We start from the raw sequence: 12,865 nt of genomic DNA on the forward strand, positions 1-12,865 counted from the left end.
CGCGAGGATCAACACAGGCAGCCCGCACAGGGGGCCGTGCGAAATTGCGAAAGCCCCCGGATCGCGCCGTGCATTCAGCGCGAGCGCTCAGGCGGAAAGCAAGGTCACAAGACCGAGACCAGCGCCCACCAGCATGACCAGCGACAGCGTCACCGTCGCGATCACACGCGGCCCGGCGGCGGCTACCGCCCGCGCATCGACGCCAAGCCCCAGCGCCGCCATCGCGATCACCGTCAGGATGGACGCCCCCTGCCCCATCGGCACGAGCGCAGCCTCCGGCAGCGCCCCGGCAGAGCGCAGCACGATCATCCCGAGGAACCCGAGAATGAAGAGCGGCGGCATCAGCCCGCGCCGCACGCGCCCTTCCGGCGTGACAGAGCGCCCGTCGGTCGGCAGATGCGGCGCGAGAAGCGACAGAACCACCGTAATCGGCCCCAGCATCAGGACGCGCACCAGCTTCACCAGCGTGCCGAGCTGGATCGCTGCGGCCCCCATCGGCGCTGCGGCCGCCAGAACCTGCGGCACCGCGTAGACCGTGATCCCCGACAGGATGCCATAGCCGCTCACGCTCATACCTCCGACATGACCGACGACGGGCAGCAACAGCACCACCGCCACGCCCAGCACGGCGGTGAACGCGATGGCGGCGCTCACATCGTCGCTATCGGCATCGATCACGGGGGCGACCGCGGCGATGGCGGAGTTCCCGCAGATGCCGTTGCCGCAGGCGATCAGAAGCGCCATGCGGGCCGGTAGGCGCAGGGCCCGCCCCAGCAGGTAGGCGGCGGGCACCATCAGCGCGACCACCGCGACGATGCCGCCCAGAAGGCCCGGCCCCACCGACAGAAGCGTCTGGGCGCTCACCGAGGCGCCAAGCAACACGATCGCAATCTCCAGCACCGACTTGGCGGAAAATCGAATACCGGCTTCGAAGCGCGCAGGCGGCGTCCAGAGGGAGCGCACTACCGCACCGATGAGGATCGCCAACACCAGCGGCTCCAGCCATGCCGCACCGAACAGCGCGTGCTCAGCCAAACCGCCCAAGGCCGCGAGCGCGGCGACGCCGATGCTCAACCCAAGCCCAGGCGCGAACGCGCGAAGCGCAAGCCGCGGGCGGGTGAGGCTGCAGGCAAGGGTCGAATGGTGCGGCACGGCGGCCTCCTATCGTCTGGTCTTGTCCTGTAATTGCCCGCGCCAATTCATTCTTCAAACGAAATGTTTTTGTCGATATGATCGACTTTATCGATCATTCGAACCAGAGACACGCATGACCCCCGAACAACTCCGCGTTTTCGTCGCGGTCGCGGAAGAGCAGCACATGACCCGCGCCGCCGCCCGGCTGAACATGACGCAATCGACGGCCTCAGCCGCCATTGCGGCGCTCGAGGCGCGTCATAAGATCGCGCTGTTCGACCGGATCGGGCGGGGGATTTCGCTGACCGAGGAGGGCCGCGCCTTTCTGCCCGAGGCGCGCGCGGTGCTGGCACGGTTTGCCGAGGCGGAGGCGATGCTGGCCGAGACCCGCGGCCTCGAACGCGGGCATATCCGCCTGATCGCCAGCCAGACCATCGCGGGCTACTGGCTGCCGCCCTACCTCGCCGCTTTCCGGCAAGCCCGCCCGGGGATCGAGGTCACGCTGGAAATCGGGAACACGCAGGAAGCGGCAGAGCGTCTGCGCGCAGGCCTGCACGATCTCGCGCTGGTCGAGGGCGATGTCGAGGATGCAAAGCTGGAGCGGGTCCAGATCGGGGCGGATCGGCTGATGCTGGTCAGCGCCGCGCCGCCGCCCGGCAAGCTGGATGCGCGCGCGCTGAGCAAGGCGAGCTGGGTGCTGCGCGAGCCGGGCTCTGGCACGCGCTCTACCGCAGAAACGGCCCTTGCCGATCTTGGCGTCGCGCCGCACGCGCTCTCAGCGGCGCTGGTCCTGCCCTCGAACGAGGCGGTGCTGAGCGCGGTCGAGGCAGGGGCCGGGATCACCATACTCTCGGCCCATGTCGTCGCGCGGTCACTGAGCCTTGGAACGGTGCAGGATTGGGAGTTGCACCTCGCGCCGAGGCCCTTCTATGCGCTGCGGCACCGCGACCACCATGTCAGCCACGCCACGCGCGACCTGCTGGCACGGATCGATCAGTCCCAGCTGGACGATCTCACTCAGACGGAATGAACCAATTCGCGAGCTTCGCCTCGATCTCCGAGGGGAGCGCGGGCTTCGGGCAGACAGCTGCGCCGGGATAGCGCTCGCGCAGCTGATTGGCCTCGGCGTGGCCGGAATGGAACAGAAGCGGCACGCCCGCTTTGTGAAGATGATCGGCCAGTTCGTAGACCTCACCGTCGGCCAGCATCACGTCGAGGATCGCGGCGCCGGGCAAACGATCTCGGACCAGGTCCAACCCCGCGCGCACGGTGGCGCAGGGCCCCCAGACCTCCATCCCGAGATCCTCAAGCATGAACTGAAGATCAAGCGCGACGACGGCTTCATCTTCGACAAGGAGCACCTCGCTCGGTGCTTTCTCAGTCAGCGTCGCCATCGATTTCATGCGCGAAGATAATCCTGTTGCAACGGCTTTCCGGTGTCTGACGCGTGTCGACCCGCGCCGATATCTGGCTTGCGGAAATATCGACCAACGTCGAGCCGAAGCCCTGTTTGTTGGTGTCGAGTTGCAACGCTTCACGGTACCGCTCGTTCCACGAAAGTATCACGGTATCGTCGTTTTCCATCGACCATGTGATCTCGAGATCACCCTCTCGCGGCCCCAATACCCCATATTTAGCGGCATTAGTGCTCCATTCGTGGAAAATCAGCGCCAGAGCCGTCAGGTGATGCGTCGGCACATCAACATCCGGCCCATCGATCAGGAATTTCGACGGGTCGTCATAGGGGGCCAGAGTCGTTTCGATCACCTCGCGCAGTGGGATCGCCGCACCAGAGGTGCGAGTGCGGGCCAGATCATGCGAGCGCGCAAGCGCGTTGATCCGCTGGCCGACATCCTCGACCAACTCGCGCGGGCTGGCCGCCGAACGCCCCGCGATGCGCAGCATGCCCGAGACGATGGAGAACAGGTTCTTCACCCGGTGGTTCATCTCGCGCAGCATCAGCTCGCGCATCTGCGCCGCCTCTTCATCGGCGGTGATATCGACGCTGAGCCCCAGCAGGCGGTTTTCATTCCCCTCGCCCATCGTCCGACCCGTTGCGCGCAGATGGCGCTTCGTGCCGGAGGGGAGGTCGAGTTCATAATCGACTTCCAATTCGGAACCAGTCTCGCGGGCCTCGCGCAACGCCTGCTCGACACGGGCACGGTCATGTTCCGCGATGCGTTCGAAGAACCGCTCGATCGGATAGGTGCCGGCCGCTTCGAATTCGAAGAAGGCTGCGACAGCCTCGTCGACTTCGACAACTCCATTGGGCTCAGTGATCGACCAAACCCCGATCTGCGCGATTTCCAGTGCGAGTTGCAGCCGCTCGCCCTTCAGCGTCAGCTCGGTTTCGAGGCGCAACGCCTCGGTGATGTCGGTGAAGACGAGCGTCGCGCCTTCCACCTCGCCACGCGAATTCAGATACGGCGTCGCGGAGAGCGACCAGACCTTGCCGAGTTCGGTGGACTTGACCCGGCGCGGTCGCGGCAACTCGCCCTCAAGGACCACATTGATCAATTCGATCATCACCTCGGGCGTGTCGAGCAGGTTCTGAATGTCGTCGAGCGGACGTCCGCGATCGCTGCCGCGCAGGCGGATCATCTCGCTCGCGCCATCGGTGAAGTTGCGCAGGCGCAGCTTGCGATCGACCGTCACCAGCGCATGCAGCTTGGAATCGAAGATGTTGCGCAGATCGGCATTCGCGGTCGAAAGCTCCTCGACCTTGGTCTTGAGTTCGTCATTGACCGTCGCGAGCTCTTCGTTTGTCGATTGCAACTCCTCGTTCATCGACATCATTTCCTCGTTCGAGGATTTCAGCTCTTCGTTGGCGGTCTCCAACTCTTCGACTGTCGTGCGCAGGCGGTTGCGGGTCGCGCGCAACTCGGCTTCCAGCACCTGCACATGGCTTTCCGACGGCGCGATCTCGTCGAAATCATATTCGTCCAACGCTTCGAACGGGCCACGGTCGCGGAAAACGATCAGCAGCGTATCGTCGGAGAGCGGATCGGCCAGCACATCGACACGCTGCCGCCCGGTTTCCGAGATCACTTCGACGTCGCGCACGATCTTGCGCGTGCCAAGCTCCGCCGACTCGCGGATCACCGCAGAGAGCGCCTCGCGCAGGCCCGCGCGCGCGAGCGATTGCGCATAGCCCTGCCCGGTCTCGGACGGGTCGATCTCAAGATACTTGCCCAAGCGCCCTGTCGCGGCGAGGATCGCCCCGTCGCGATCGACATTCAGCGTCGCGGGCGCATAAAGATCGAGGATACGATTACTGGCCAAGGTCGTGTTCCAGTCTTTGGTTCTTCTGTCAGTCGTCTTGGGTCGGAGTGGCGCAAGTCGCGCATGAGGGTCGGAGCGCATGGGCAGTTCGGTCGGATAAGGAGACCGGGGCCCTATGCTGCGGAAGATGCGCATCGCGCCGTCTATGGGATCGAAAAGTTCCTCATGCCGCCCGATCGTCTCGGACGGGCCGAGGAAGAGAACGCCACCCGGATTGAGCGCGTAATGGAAGATCGGCAGGGCCCGCGCTTGCAACTTCTCGCCGAAATAGATCAGCAAGTTGCGGCACGACACCAGGTCGAGCCGCGAGAACGGCGGATCCTTGATCAGCGAATGCGGCGAGAAGCGCACCCGGTCACGCAGCGCGGCGGTGATCTGGAAATTGCCCTCGCGCCCGATCGTGTAGAGATCGCGGTACCTTTCGGGCAGGTCGAGCAGGACCGAGACCGGATAGCGCCCCTCACGCGCGATCGCGAGCATCCGCTCGTCGATATCGGTGGCGAAGATCTGGAAATCGATTTCCTTGTCGCTCGCATGGATCGCCCGGTCGATGAGCATCGCCAGCGTGTAGGCTTCTTCGCCGCTCGAACAGCCCGGCACCCAGATGCGCAGCGCGCCGCCATCATCGGCCTTCTCGACCATCGGCTTGATCGCCGTCTCGTTGAGCGCTTCGAAATGCGCGCTGTCCCGGAAGAAGCGGGTGACATTGATCAGCAGGTCGCCCAGCAGCGCCAGAGGCTCGTCCTCTTCGCGCTCGAGCCGTTCGAGATATTCGCGCGGGTGCAGAATGCCCACGACCTGCATCCGGCGCTGGATCCGACGCTCGAGGGTCGAGCGCTTGTATTGCGCGAAGTCATGTCCGGTCAGACGGTTCAGCGCCGCGCAAATCTCATCGAGCGTTCCGGAAACCGGCGGCGCCGTGTTCACCTGATCCGGGTCGACATTGCGGAATTCGGTGATCCGCGCGATCACGTCGGACGGCGCGCTGACCACGTCGACCATCCCGGTCGCGACAGCCGAATTCGGCATGGAATCGTAACGTGCGGTGGCATCCTGCGCGATGCAGAAGCCGCCATGCTCTTTCACCGCGCGCAGCCCGACGGAGCCATCCGTGCCGGTGCCCGACAGGATCACGCAGACCGCGCGGCGCCCGAGGTCCTGCCCCAGCGACACGAAGAAATCGTCGATCGGACGGCGAAGACCGCGGGGTTGGGCGAATTCCGAAAGCTTCAGGCGCCCGTTTTCGACCTCCAGCCCGTAACCCGGCGGGATCGTGTAGACATGCCCGGCCTCCAGCTTCGCGCCATCTTCGGCCTGAAGCACTTCGAGCGAGGTCGACCGGCCGAGCAATTCCGCCAGAAGCGACTCGTGGTTCGGATCGAGATGCTGAACCACGACATAGGCGCTGGGGTCATCCACCCGCGCGGGCTCCAGAAGGTCGCGAAGCGCTTCAAGCCCACCGGCGGAGGCGCCGATGCCGACAACGTATAGATCCTCGGGGGCGTCCGTCACTGCACGGCCCGCCGATCCGCGCAGCGCGCGTCCAAAAGGGCGCGCCCTGCGCGCCCTTCTCTATAGTTCTCTTTGCAGTTCATCCGGAGATCGGTGTCACTAGCCTCAGGGCCCTGCAATAACATTTGACATAGTACTGAACACATAACCGTGGCCGCAGCCATTCTTAGCCCTCGCGGTAGATAATCGTGGCCATTGTGGAGAGGCTCTCCGACAGAACCTTGGCAGAGCCGATCATCGCGAGACCGAATCCGCGCGACATCGCGGCGAGATCGTCGGCATTGCGCAGCAGACTCTCGTCATGCGCAGCGATATCAACCTTCACGTTCTGACGTTCCGCCGCGGAGGTCAGGTCGAACTGCGACCCGAGAAACAAGCGTGTCTCTCCATTGGGTTCGCGCAGACGCGTCATGAAGACGAAATTCTGGAAGGTTTCGCCATTCGCGCGGCTGTTGGTGACGCGAAAACGGCCCGCGGAGATGTCTTCGTCGTCGATGAACTCCCGCATCGCTGAGCGTTCTTCCTCGGTTGCGGCCCCTGCCTGCAGGAAGCGGCAGTTCTGCCCCAGCACCTCTTCAGCGGAATACCCGGTCAGATTGAGAAACGCCTGATTCACGTAGACAAGCGGCACATCCTCGAGATCAGCCGCGGCAATGGTCAGCGCGACATTCGACTTGTCGCAATAGCTGACCAGCGCATCTGGCAAATCGTAATCTGTGTAAACAGGCATGAAGCCTCCGCTGCGTTTGAGAAAACAAGATTGATCATTGCGCGGAAAAGTCCAGCGCGCGAGGCGAAATACCACCGATAACGTATCTGAAGGGGGGGGATGGTACCGCCTCCCCGGCTTGAACGGGGGACCTCTGGATCCACAATCCAGCGCTCTAACCAACTGAGCTAAGGCGGCACTGGCGCGGGATTTAGACCCCTCGCGCGCGGAATGCAAGTGTCCGATGACGAGAAATTCGCACCAAGTCTTGCCTGCGCACGTCGCGGGGGTTAGGTGCATTTTCCATCCAACCTCTCAGGAGTTTTCGATGAGCATCGACAAGGAAAGCGACATCTCCGCGAATCTGCAAATCGGCCCGACCTCGCTCGGGATGGTGCGGATCTATGTCGAGGGCGAAGGCGTCGAGCTGCCGCTCGATTTCGATCCCGACGAGGCGATGGAAATCGCCGAAGAACTGCAAGCAGCCGCCGAAGCCGCGCGCGAAATGAGCAAGGGCGGCAAGGGCAAGAAGCGCTGAGCCTCAAAATCCGGGCGGAATCGCGCCCGGATCGCACAGCCGCTGCAACCGCCGTGCCGACGCGCGCGCGAAATCGAGCGTCAGCGCCTTGCGTCGCGCCGGCGCAAGCTTGGACAGCGGTGCCTCGCGGATCATCTCGGCGCCGTAGCCATCCGCGATGAACAGCCCCGTTCCCTCGGGCAGTAGATCCGTGGGGAAATCCTGGTCAACCGCCCAGAAATAGCGGTCGCACCAGTCCAGATATCCGTCCCATTTCCGATCCGAGGTGAAATCGGCGCGGCTCGACTTGCACTCCACAATCCAGATTTCGCCCTTCCGGTCGATCGCCATCAGATCGGCGCGAAGCCTTGGGCGCAGCACCATTTCCGGCAAGCTGTCGAGCCCCAGCTCGGACAGCGCGCGGGCCGTGCCACGCGCAAGCACCTGGCCCGGCTGAAGTTCGGAAAGCGGAATCTGCGTCATGCGGGACAACATGAACGAAGTGTGAACAAAAGTCTAGTCACCCGACACACGCGCCCTTCTCCTCCGCACCTGGGGCGCTCGAGTGGCGCTGTTCATTCTCCCCCTTGTCGGAACCCGATTTCACCCCTATCTGGGGGGCTGACGGTTACTGCTCTTTCTGTGAAAGACCCTTTTCCAGTGGCCTATACCATTCCTGAGGGAGCTGGCTCTGCCGGGGTCCTGGCCTCGGTATCTGGCGCCCACCTGACTTTTCAGGTCTCCGGGAACTCTCGTCTACACGTCTGCTGCGGTTTCCGTCACACTACCCATCGCAAGACAGCAAAAAGCCCCGCCGGATCGGTCGGGGCTTTTGTCGTCTTGGGAAGCGGATGCGGTCAGCGGCGCAACTGCATCTGCTGGCGCGATTTCGGCGTATCGACCGGAACCGGTATCGCCAGATGCTCGGCTGCCATATCGGTGGGAATGCCGTCGCGCTTACCGCCGCCGGAGCTGTCGTCATCCTCAGCCATGCGCATCACCGCGATCGCGAATTGCACACCGGAGAAAACGATGGTGTTGAACACGACCAGCAGCGCCATCGCGATATAGCCGATATCCGACGTGAAAATCAGGTGGCGCAGATTGCCGACATTAAAGCCGAGAAGAAGGCCAACGAAGGCAAGCGCGATGAAGAAGCCGATGACGACGTTCTTGATGTAGAGCCGGACCAGTTCGGGCATGAAAAATCCTCCTGCTTACCTCACAATCTAGTGCATATTCCCAAGTTTCAAACAGGGAAACGGGCGGCAAATGCGAGATAAGCGGGTGTTTGCCCGTGGCATGGTGTCGCGAGTGAGCGCGCTCAGAACGCGTCGGGCTGCAGCGCGCGCGCCATGTGATCGAGCACCGCGTTGACGAATTTCGGCTCTTTGCCTTCAGGGAAGAAGGCCCGCGCCACGTCGACGAACTCGGTGATGACGACGCGCGGCGGCGTCGCGGGGGTGATCAGCTCGGCCCCGGCGGCGCGGAACAATGCGCGCAGCACCGGGTCGATCCGGTCGATCGGCCATTTCGCCACCAGCGCGCGGTCGGTCGCCTGGTCAATCTTCGCCTGCCAGGTCACCGCATCGTCGATCAAACGGCGGAACAGGTCGAGATTGCCCTCGGCCATTTCGGTGCCGTCCTCATCCACGGCGCCAAAGCGGAAATTCTCGAACTCGCGGCGCACCTTGTCCGCGCCCTGCCCGGCCGCTTCCATCTGAAACAGCGCCTGAACCGCGTAGAGACGCGAGGCGGATTTCATCTGGCGCTTCTCCTCTTGGGTGAGCTTGCGCGGTTTCGGGGCGTCTTGGGGCGCGTCGGAGGAGGCGTCGTCGGTCATGCGTTGTTCGATCCGTCAGTGTCGCCGGCGATACGGAAGGATTCGGCGGGCTTGAACCCGATACCCTTCGTCCGGCGCGCCCATTTGCGCGACAATGAGATGAGATGCAAGGCCGCAGCAGCCGCACCGCCACCTTTGTTTTGATCGGCAGGGTCGGCGCGCACGGCGGCCTGCTCGTAGTTTTCGACCGTCAGGATGCCGTTGCCGATGCAAATCCCTTCGAGCCCCATCAGCGTCAGCCCGCGCGAGCTGTCGTTGCAGACGGTGTCGTAATGGGTGGTCTCGCCGCGGATCACGCAGCCAAGCGCCACGAACCCGTCGTAATCGGCCATGCGCGCCGCCATCGCGATCGCGGTCGGGATTTCCAAAGCGCCGGGCACCTCGATCACGTCGACATGGGCCCCCGCCTCTTTAGCCGTGGCTTTCGCGCCCGCAATCAGGTTGTCCGCGATATCCTTGTAATACGGCGCGACCACGATCAGCAGCCGCGGCGCGCTGTCGAATTTCGGCAGGTCGAGCGTGTAATGCGAGATTCCGGCCATGTCTTACTCCGTAATGGGGCGTGTGCCGACGATGCGCAGGCCATAAGCGTCGAGGCCCACATATTTCGTCTGCGGATTGTCGGTGAGAAGGATCATGTCATGCAGCCCCATCGAGGACAGGATCTGCGAGCCCAGACCGATCTGCTTGATCGTGCGCGGCCCCTGATCCTCTTCGCGCAGCAGGCGGTTCGACGGGTCGCGGAACAGGCAGACGAGGCCACGACCTTCCGCAGCCACGATCTCCATCGCGCGACGCACCTCGTCGGCGGGACCGGGGCCGATGCCCAAAACGTCGTCGAGAATGTTGAGCGAATGGGTACGCACCAGAACCGGCTCGGGCGTTGAGATGTCGCCCTTCACCAGAACGATGTGATCGACACCCTCGGCCATGTCGGTGAAGACGCGCATCTCCCACTCACCGCCATGGCTGGAGGTGACCATCTGGCGCAGGCCCTCGCGCACGAGATTGTCGTGGCGGCGGCGATAGGCGATCAGATCCGAGATCGTACCGATCTTCAGCCCGTATTTTTTGCCGAACTCGATCAGCCCCGGCAGGCGCAGCATGTGACCGTCATCGCCCATGATTTCACAGATCACGCCGGCGGGCTTGAGCCCGGCCAGACGCGCCACGTCCACGGCGGCTTCGGTATGGCCCGCGCGCACCAGCACCCCACCGTCGCGCGCACGCAGCGGGAAGATGTGGCCGGGCGACGCGATATCCTGCGGCCCCTTGCTCGGGTCGATCGCCACCTTGATCGTCTGCGCCCGGTCATGGGCGGAAATGCCGGTGGTGATGTTCTCGCGCGCCTCGATCGAGACGGTGAAGGCCGTCTCGTGGCGCATCGAATTGGCGCGCACCATCGGCGCGAGGCCCAGTTGGTCGACGCGATCGGAGGTGAGCGGCAGGCAGATCAGCCCGCGCCCGTAGGTCGCCATGAAGTTCACCGCCTCGGGGGTGCATTTCTCGGCGGGAATATACAGATCGCCCTCGTTCTCGCGATCCTCGTGATCGACGAGGATCACCATGCGCCCGGCCTTCGCCTCAGCGATAATGTCCTCAGCGGGCGCGATCACGTGGCGCAGGCTTTCCTCGACCTCGCCGGGCACGTCATGGGTGCCGGATTTGTCGACCGGGGTCAGGGGCTTGCCGTCGGTGGTCATGTGTTCCACTCCTGCAGCCGCGCGACATAGCGCGCGAGCGTGTCGATCTCGAGATTGATCCGGTCGCCCGCCTTGGCATGGCCCCAGTTGGTGACCTGCTTGGTATGCGGGATGATGTTGACGCCGAACGTCGCGCCATCGACCTCGTTCACGGTCAGCGAGGTGCCGTTCAGCGCGACAGAGCCTTTCGGCGCGATGTATTTCGCGAGGCTCTCCGGTGCGCGGAAGGTGAAGCGCGTGCTGTCGCCCTCATCCACCATCGCGACGATCTCGGCCACGCCATCGACATGGCCCGACACGATGTGACCGCCCAGCTCGTCACCCACTTTCAGCGCGCGTTCGAGATTGATCTTCTGACCCACCTGCCAGCCGCCGCTCGCGTCATTGCCGCGGCCGCCGATATTGGTCTTGGTCTGGCTCTCGGCTGAAATCTCGACATCGAACCATTTTTTCGGCTCGGTGCCGGTTGCGATCACGGTCAGGCAGCAGCCGTCGCAGGCAATCGACGCGCCCAACTCGATGCTGCCCACGTCATAGCTTGTGCCGATCCGCGCGCGCAGATCGCCGCGCTGCTCCAGCTCCAGAATTTCTCCGATATCGGTCACGATCCCGGTGAACATGGCATATCCCCTCAGATTTCGGACCTTAGCTAGCCCGCAGGGCGCGCCTTCGCAAGAGACGAGCGCCTCGCCGTCCCGTCACACTCTGCGCGGCGCCGCACAGCGCCTGCCCTAAAATTGTCCAATATTTAAGGGATTACCCCACAAACTCCGTGACTTCGCGCGCATCCTGCGCAATCACGGAGGCAGGCCAAGGACCCACGACTGGATGAACCGTTTCGAAAATCGCCACTTCCTGATGCTGCAGGGGCCCCACGGCCCCTTCTTTCATCAGCTCGGCGCGATGCTCAGGCAGGCGGGGGCGACGGTCTGGCGCGTGGGCTTCAACCGCGGGGATGAGGTCTTCTGGTTCGACCGCGCCTCCTACCTGCGCTTCGACGCCCCGCCGGAGGATTGGGCCGATCACCTGCGCGCCCTGATCGCCGAGAAAGCCATCACCGATCTCGTGCTCTATGGCGACACCCGCCCGATCCATGCGCAGGCTGTCGAGATCGCGAAGGCGATGGGCCTCAACGTGCATGTCTTCGAAGAGGGGTACGTCCGCCCCTATTGGGTGACCTACGAGCGCGGCGGCTCGAACGGGCATTCCCGGCTGATGGAGATGTCGGTGGCGCAGATGCGCACCGCGCTCGCCCAATCCGAGATCGAGTTTCCCGACGCGCCGCCCCGCTGGGGCGATATGCGCCACCACGTTTTCTACGGCGCGCTCTACCATTTTTTCGTGATGCTCCGCCCCGGCCCCTATCGCCGCTTCCGGCCGCATCGCGACATCACGGTGTTTCAGGAATTCCGCCTCTGGCTGCGCCGCCTGCTGCTGATGCCGCTGCATATGCTGGAGCGTAAACGCGCGACGCGGCGCATCCGGCATGGCGGCTTCCCCTATCATCTCGTGCTGCTGCAGCTCGAACACGATTCCAGCTTCCGGATGCATTCGCCCTTCGCGAGCCAGACCGAGTTCATCGATCTGGTGATGGAGAATTTCGCGAAAGGCGCCCCGCCTCATCATCACCTCGTCTTCAAGGCCCATCCGCTCGAAGATGGGCGCGCGCCCATCCGCGAGACGATCCGCAAAGCGGCCCGCGCACATGGGCTGGCGTCGCGCGTGCATTTCGTGCGCGGCGGCAAGCTGGCCGGGCTTCTGGCGCAGGCGCGCTCCGCCGTCACGGTCAATTCGACCGCTGCGCAGCAGGCGCTCTGGCGCGGGCTGCCGCTGAAATCGCTGGGCCGTGCGATCTTCGACAAGCCGGAATTCACCTCCGCGCAACCGCTCGAGGCCTTCTTCGCAAGCCCGGCCCGGCCCGACAGCCGCGCCTATCGCGACTACCGTCACTACCTGCTGGAAACGAGCCAGGTTCCGGGCGGCTTCTACTCTGCGAAAGGCCGCCGCGCCCTGCTGCGACAGGTGGTCGACATGATGCTGGCCGCCGAAGATCCCTATGATGCGCTGGTCGCAGGCAACGCGGCCCCACGGCAACAGTTGCAGGTGGTGCGATAATTTTTCTCGTTTTTTTCCCGAGGCTTCGGTAGCTTGGTCGCAAAACGATA

Annotated in this window: 13 protein-coding genes and 1 tRNA gene; 3 read left to right on the forward strand and 11 right to left on the reverse strand. The window is 63.8% G+C overall.

The features are described from left to right. Window positions 1-87: 87 nt before the first annotated feature. Window positions 88-1,152: a putative sulfate exporter family transporter gene (locus tag BMI86_RS13820; protein ID WP_078541920.1), complete on the reverse strand. Its 1,065-nt coding sequence runs from the start codon at window positions 1,150-1,152 to the stop codon at window positions 88-90. 115 nt (window positions 1,153-1,267) lie between these two features. Between BMI86_RS13820 and BMI86_RS13825 the strand changes: the two genes are divergently transcribed. Beyond that, window positions 1,268-2,164: a LysR substrate-binding domain-containing protein gene (locus tag BMI86_RS13825; protein ID WP_078541921.1), complete on the forward strand. Its 897-nt coding sequence runs from the start codon at window positions 1,268-1,270 to the stop codon at window positions 2,162-2,164. Here BMI86_RS13825 and BMI86_RS13830 read toward each other — a convergent pair. From BMI86_RS13830 to BMI86_RS13845, 4 genes are all read right to left on the reverse strand, one after another. Continuing rightward, window positions 2,148-2,528, reverse strand: a complete 381-nt coding sequence (locus BMI86_RS13830) for a response regulator (RefSeq protein ID WP_078542098.1) — start codon at window positions 2,526-2,528, stop codon at window positions 2,148-2,150. The genes BMI86_RS13825 and BMI86_RS13830 overlap by 17 nt on opposite strands. Next, on the reverse strand, window positions 2,512-5,928 hold the full coding sequence (locus BMI86_RS13835; RefSeq protein WP_246831716.1) for a CheR family methyltransferase: 3,417 nt from the start codon (window positions 5,926-5,928) through the stop codon (window positions 2,512-2,514). Before BMI86_RS13835 ends, BMI86_RS13830 begins: the two co-directional genes overlap by 17 nt. 166 nt (window positions 5,929-6,094) lie before the next feature. Beyond that, entirely contained in the window at window positions 6,095-6,658 is a 564-nt protein-coding gene (locus BMI86_RS13840) for a PAS domain-containing protein (RefSeq protein ID WP_078541923.1), read from the reverse strand. A gap of 100 nt (window positions 6,659-6,758) precedes the next feature. Further along, window positions 6,759-6,835 (reverse strand) — tRNA-His (locus BMI86_RS13845). Window positions 6,836-6,965: 130 nt separating this feature from the next. Between BMI86_RS13845 and BMI86_RS13850 the strand changes: the two genes are divergently transcribed. Further along, window positions 6,966-7,175, forward strand: coding sequence for a DUF6324 family protein (locus BMI86_RS13850; protein WP_078520339.1), 210 nt, complete (start codon window positions 6,966-6,968; stop codon window positions 7,173-7,175). 3 nt (window positions 7,176-7,178) lie between these two features. On the opposite strand, the gene BMI86_RS13855 is transcribed toward BMI86_RS13850, so the two are convergent. The 6 genes from BMI86_RS13855 to BMI86_RS13880 all read right to left on the reverse strand — a co-directional run bounded on the left by BMI86_RS13855 (window position 7,179) and on the right by BMI86_RS13880 (window position 11,320). Beyond that, complete coding sequence (locus BMI86_RS13855; protein ID WP_078520588.1) at window positions 7,179-7,637, reverse strand: MmcB family DNA repair protein; 459 nt, start codon at window positions 7,635-7,637, stop codon at window positions 7,179-7,181. 374 nt (window positions 7,638-8,011) lie between these two features. Then, window positions 8,012-8,356, reverse strand: coding sequence for a hypothetical protein (locus tag BMI86_RS13860; RefSeq protein ID WP_078541924.1), 345 nt, complete (start codon window positions 8,354-8,356; stop codon window positions 8,012-8,014). A gap of 122 nt (window positions 8,357-8,478) precedes the next feature. Then, window positions 8,479-8,997: a transcription antitermination factor NusB gene (nusB, locus tag BMI86_RS13865; protein ID WP_078520341.1), complete on the reverse strand. Its 519-nt coding sequence runs from the start codon at window positions 8,995-8,997 to the stop codon at window positions 8,479-8,481. Then, window positions 8,994-9,539, reverse strand: coding sequence for a 6,7-dimethyl-8-ribityllumazine synthase (locus BMI86_RS13870; protein WP_078541925.1), 546 nt, complete (start codon window positions 9,537-9,539; stop codon window positions 8,994-8,996). Before BMI86_RS13870 ends, nusB begins: the two co-directional genes overlap by 4 nt. A 3-nt stretch (window positions 9,540-9,542) precedes the next feature. After that, window positions 9,543-10,700 (reverse strand): 3,4-dihydroxy-2-butanone-4-phosphate synthase, encoded by a 1,158-nt coding sequence (gene ribB, locus BMI86_RS13875; protein ID WP_078541926.1) that lies wholly within the window; start codon window positions 10,698-10,700, stop codon window positions 9,543-9,545. Next, on the reverse strand, window positions 10,697-11,320 hold the full coding sequence (locus tag BMI86_RS13880; protein ID WP_078541927.1) for a riboflavin synthase: 624 nt from the start codon (window positions 11,318-11,320) through the stop codon (window positions 10,697-10,699). Before BMI86_RS13880 ends, ribB begins: the two co-directional genes overlap by 4 nt. Window positions 11,321-11,528: 208 nt before the next feature. Between BMI86_RS13880 and BMI86_RS13885 the strand changes: the two genes are divergently transcribed. Beyond that, complete coding sequence (locus tag BMI86_RS13885; RefSeq protein WP_078541928.1) at window positions 11,529-12,815, forward strand: capsular biosynthesis protein; 1,287 nt, start codon at window positions 11,529-11,531, stop codon at window positions 12,813-12,815. Window positions 12,816-12,865 lie beyond the last annotated feature (50 nt).

The organism is Thioclava sp. DLFJ5-1, from assembly GCF_002020115.1.
GTDB lineage: Bacteria > Pseudomonadota > Alphaproteobacteria > Rhodobacterales > Rhodobacteraceae > Thioclava > Thioclava sediminum.

Excerpts from the sequence above, each read along its gene's own strand:
- BMI86_RS13825 (WP_078541921.1), top strand. The coding sequence starts at position 1,268 with ATGACCCCCGAACAACTCCGCGTTTTCGTCGCGGTCGCGGAAGAGCAG.
- BMI86_RS13830 (WP_078542098.1), bottom strand. The coding sequence starts at position 2,528 with ATGGCGACGCTGACTGAGAAAGCACCGAGCGAGGTGCTCCTTGTCGAA.
- BMI86_RS13840 (WP_078541923.1), bottom strand. The coding sequence starts at position 6,658 with ATGCCTGTTTACACAGATTACGATTTGCCAGATGCGCTGGTCAGCTAT.
- BMI86_RS13850 (WP_078520339.1), top strand. The coding sequence starts at position 6,966 with ATGAGCATCGACAAGGAAAGCGACATCTCCGCGAATCTGCAAATCGGC.
- BMI86_RS13855 (WP_078520588.1), bottom strand. The coding sequence starts at position 7,637 with ATGACGCAGATTCCGCTTTCCGAACTTCAGCCGGGCCAGGTGCTTGCG.
- BMI86_RS13860 (WP_078541924.1), bottom strand. The coding sequence starts at position 8,356 with ATGCCCGAACTGGTCCGGCTCTACATCAAGAACGTCGTCATCGGCTTC.
- nusB (WP_078520341.1), bottom strand. The coding sequence starts at position 8,997 with ATGACCGACGACGCCTCCTCCGACGCGCCCCAAGACGCCCCGAAACCG.
- BMI86_RS13870 (WP_078541925.1), bottom strand. The coding sequence starts at position 9,539 with ATGGCCGGAATCTCGCATTACACGCTCGACCTGCCGAAATTCGACAGC.
- ribB (WP_078541926.1), bottom strand. The coding sequence starts at position 10,700 with ATGACCACCGACGGCAAGCCCCTGACCCCGGTCGACAAATCCGGCACC.
- BMI86_RS13880 (WP_078541927.1), bottom strand. The coding sequence starts at position 11,320 with ATGTTCACCGGGATCGTGACCGATATCGGAGAAATTCTGGAGCTGGAG.
- BMI86_RS13885 (WP_078541928.1), top strand. The coding sequence starts at position 11,529 with ATGAACCGTTTCGAAAATCGCCACTTCCTGATGCTGCAGGGGCCCCAC.